Origin of the sequence: Thermogemmatispora tikiterensis (assembly GCF_003268475.1) — a bacterium.
GTDB classification, from domain to species: Bacteria; Chloroflexota; Ktedonobacteria; order Ktedonobacterales; family Ktedonobacteraceae; genus Thermogemmatispora; species Thermogemmatispora tikiterensis.
In genome coordinates this window covers 4,224,375-4,227,637 of the sequence record NZ_MCIF01000002.1, presented here as the reverse complement: position 1 = coordinate 4,227,637, position 3,263 = coordinate 4,224,375, and the positions used below count along the sequence as shown (strand labels likewise).

At 58.7% G+C, this 3,263-nt stretch carries 2 protein-coding genes and 1 pseudogene; all 3 read left to right on the top strand.

The features are described 5' to 3' along the window. A pseudogene (locus A4R35_RS24355) lies at positions 1-404 on the top strand (ABC transporter substrate-binding protein); the annotation flags it as partial. A 596-nt stretch (positions 405-1,000) separates the two neighbouring features. Next, positions 1,001-2,137 (top strand): LacI family DNA-binding transcriptional regulator, encoded by a 1,137-nt coding sequence (locus A4R35_RS16850; protein ID WP_112431378.1) that lies wholly within the window; start codon positions 1,001-1,003, stop codon positions 2,135-2,137. Positions 2,138-2,463: 326 nt separating this feature from the next. Next, on the top strand, positions 2,464-3,263 hold an 800-nt coding region (locus A4R35_RS16845; protein WP_223258376.1), incomplete at its 3' end, for an ABC transporter substrate-binding protein.

Here is a 3,263-nt window from a genome sequence, read left to right as displayed (position 1 = left end):
CTGCCATCGGCTGGACCGACAAGGGTCCCACCCCCTACTACCCCTATCGCGATATGCTCAGCAGCAGCAACTCCGCCCCGCCGGGTAAGTCGGTCTCTGGAACCAACTTCGGTCGCTGGGATACGCACACCGCTGGGGCGCTGGCCACCCAGGTCGACCAGCTGCTGAAGCAGTACATGACGTCGACCGATCTCAATGTCCAGAAGCAGGCCATTCAGGGGATCGAGAAGATCATGGTCGAGCAGCTGCCGGCCATCCCGCTGACGGTCAATGTGGACTGGGACGAGCACACCACCAGGCATTGGACCGGCTGGCCTGATGATAGCAACCCCAATATTGTTGTGCCTACGTACCAGATGCCCGATGCGGTCAGCGTGATCCTCCATCTCAAACCCGCTTCTTGATGGCCCCCAACAGATTGAACAACGGATGATCGATCGCAGACTGGCGCCTCTTGGTCGGAGGAGGCGCCAGTCTTTCTCTGGGCGGGCCACGCTGCTTGCGGTCTACCCCGGCAAGGTGAGCAGGCATGGCCGACTGGTGACGCCGCATTTCTTTCATAGATGACGTGCAGGGCGCTGCTCTCCCTACGGTCTATTTTCTGGTTGTCCGGTTTGTCGCGAAGTTAGGAAAAAAAGGGGATGGATTTATCGTGCAGGTAAGGCTTATCATACTATTCAGATGATTGTGGTAGAGGAGGCAGGGAGAGTTAGTAAAGTCTCCAAAGCAAGCCAGGTATGGATGGCCTGGAGATAGTCTTCTTAAAAGAAAGGCAAAAGAGAAGGATCTCTGGCGATTTAGGCCCCACAGCGACAGAGCGAACCCGAGCTTTGTTGGCATTTTATATCGTGAGCCACCACCTATTGACAAGGTGGGGTTCTTCGGTTACAATTTTCGTAATCGTTTACGGTATCGATCTCGTGAACGGTTACAACCTATTTCGGGGAGGCCCTCAGAGGAATGGAGGGAGGGCCTGCGCGTAAGCGTGAGAAGGATTGCTATGGCCGAGAAGCTGACGATTCGGGACATTGCCCGCCTGGCGGGAGTTTCCAAAGCGACAGTCTCGCGAGTACTCAATCAGAAGCCGGATGTGGACCCTGCGACCCGTGAGCGTATTTTACGCGTCATGGAGGAGCAAGGCTTTGTGCCCAACATCGCCGCTTCCGGTCTGGCAGGTGGGCGCAGTCGGCTACTGGGCGCCCTCATTCCTTCTCTCACCTGGCCGCTCATCCCGGAGCTGATGAGAGGCGTCGGAGAGGTTGTTGGGGCGACCCCTTACGAGCTGATTCTCTACAGTATTAACGATGTCAATCACGAGAAGGACCGCAGCGACATCATCAGCCGCATTGTTCGTACACGGCTGGTGAGCGGGCTGTTGGCCGTCTTCCCTGGTCCGTCGGCCAAGTATCTGGCGGCGCTCCATTCACGTTCCTTCCCCGTGCTGCTCATTGATGATCAGGGCATCCCGCCAGAGAACACGCCCTGGATCAGCGTGGACAACCGTGTAGGGGCCTATGAGGCCACCCGTCATCTCATTCGCCTCGGGCATCGGCGCATTGCCCATATCCAGGGACCGCTCAAGTACCAGGTCTCGCACGATCGCTATCGGGGCTACTGCGATGCCCTGGAAGAAGCGGGCATCCCTCTTGATCCGGCGCTGGTGCTGGAAGGTGACTTCATGCCGCAGACGGGGCGTGCCTGCGCCAATGCCTTTTTCGATCTGCCTCCCGAGAGGCGGCCAACTGCTATTTTCGCCGGTAGCGATTACATGGCCTATGGAGCTATTGCTGCCGCGGAGCAGCGTGGCCTGCGGGTGCCGGATGACGTAGCTGTCGTTGGCTTCGACGACAATCCGTCCTCGGCTCACATGGAACCACCGCTGACGACGGTGCGCCAGCCCTTCTACGAGATGGGGCGCCGCGCCGCGGAGATGCTCCTGGCCTTTGTAGAGGCTTCCCGCATGATGCATCACCCGAGCCAGAATGGTCAGTTCGCTGGCGTCACTCCCTCGACGGCGGTCTTCGACCCGCCCGTGCGGGTAAAGATGCCCACGAGCCTGATCATCCGCGCCTCCTGCGGGGCCTCGCGTCATCTTCATTCCTCACCTGAGCAAGGAGGTGGTGATCGCTCTCGCTGAGCAGAGCTGAGCCAGTTTGGCTCAGCGTGGCAGGAAGTTACCTGTCCCTGTGCTTCCTACTGCTTCAGCCAGAGCAGCGCCTGCTAGCGAATCAGCAGGGAAGCATACCTGCCAACAGGTTCCAGCAGCACAGCTTGCCTGGACAGTATTTACCGACTCGATATCTGGTCTGGGAGCAGCAGCGATTGCCGGTTTGCTGTCCTGTAAACCGGTCGATCTGTTGTCTGGTTGGCATTTTGTCCCTTTCTGGCACCCGAACATTGTCGCCTGTAGGGAAAATGGTCCAAATAATCGCCTGATTTCTACTCTTGGTTTCAGGAGGTTCTATGCGTTCGTATCTGGCATCGTCACCACGTCGGCATCGCTTTGCCTTCGGGCTGGTGTCGCTGCTGCTCCTGCTCGGTCTGGTGCTGACCGCCTGCGGCGGTGGCGGAACCAGCTCAACGACGGCGTCTAAGACAGACACGCTCAACGTGCTGCCGGCGCCTAATGGCCCCAACGTCGACAACTTTAACCCGTTCTTCAACTACAATACCCCTGCCGCCTGGGGCTCTCAGGGTCTGCTCTACGAGGGATTGTATCGGACCAATCTCTATACGGGCAACTATGAGCCGTGGCTGGCGACCAGCTATGAGTTTTCCAGCGACGGTAGCCAGCTGACCTTCCACCTGCGCCCTAACGTCAAGTGGAACGACGGCCAGCCCTTCACCAGCGCCGATGTCAAGTTCACCTTCGATCTCTTGAAGGCCCACCCGGCCCTCGACCAGGGCGGCGTGCTGCCGCTAGTCAAGGATGTCGCAACGCCTGACGACCAGACGGTGACCTTCACCCTGACCGGCCCCAACAGCACCGCTCTCTTCTACATCGGCCAGACCTACATCGTCCCTCAGCACGTCTGGTCCACCATCAGCGGTGATCTCACCAAGTTCACCAACGACAAGAACCCTGTCGGCACTGGCCCCTACAAGCTGCGCAGCTTCTCTCCCGACCTGATCATCTACGACGTCAACCCCTCCTACTGGGGCAGCCAGCCCGCCGTCAAGCACATCTACGTCTACTCCGCCAAGGATAACACTACCGCTGTTACCAACATGATCCAGGGCAAGTACGACTGGATGGGCACGGG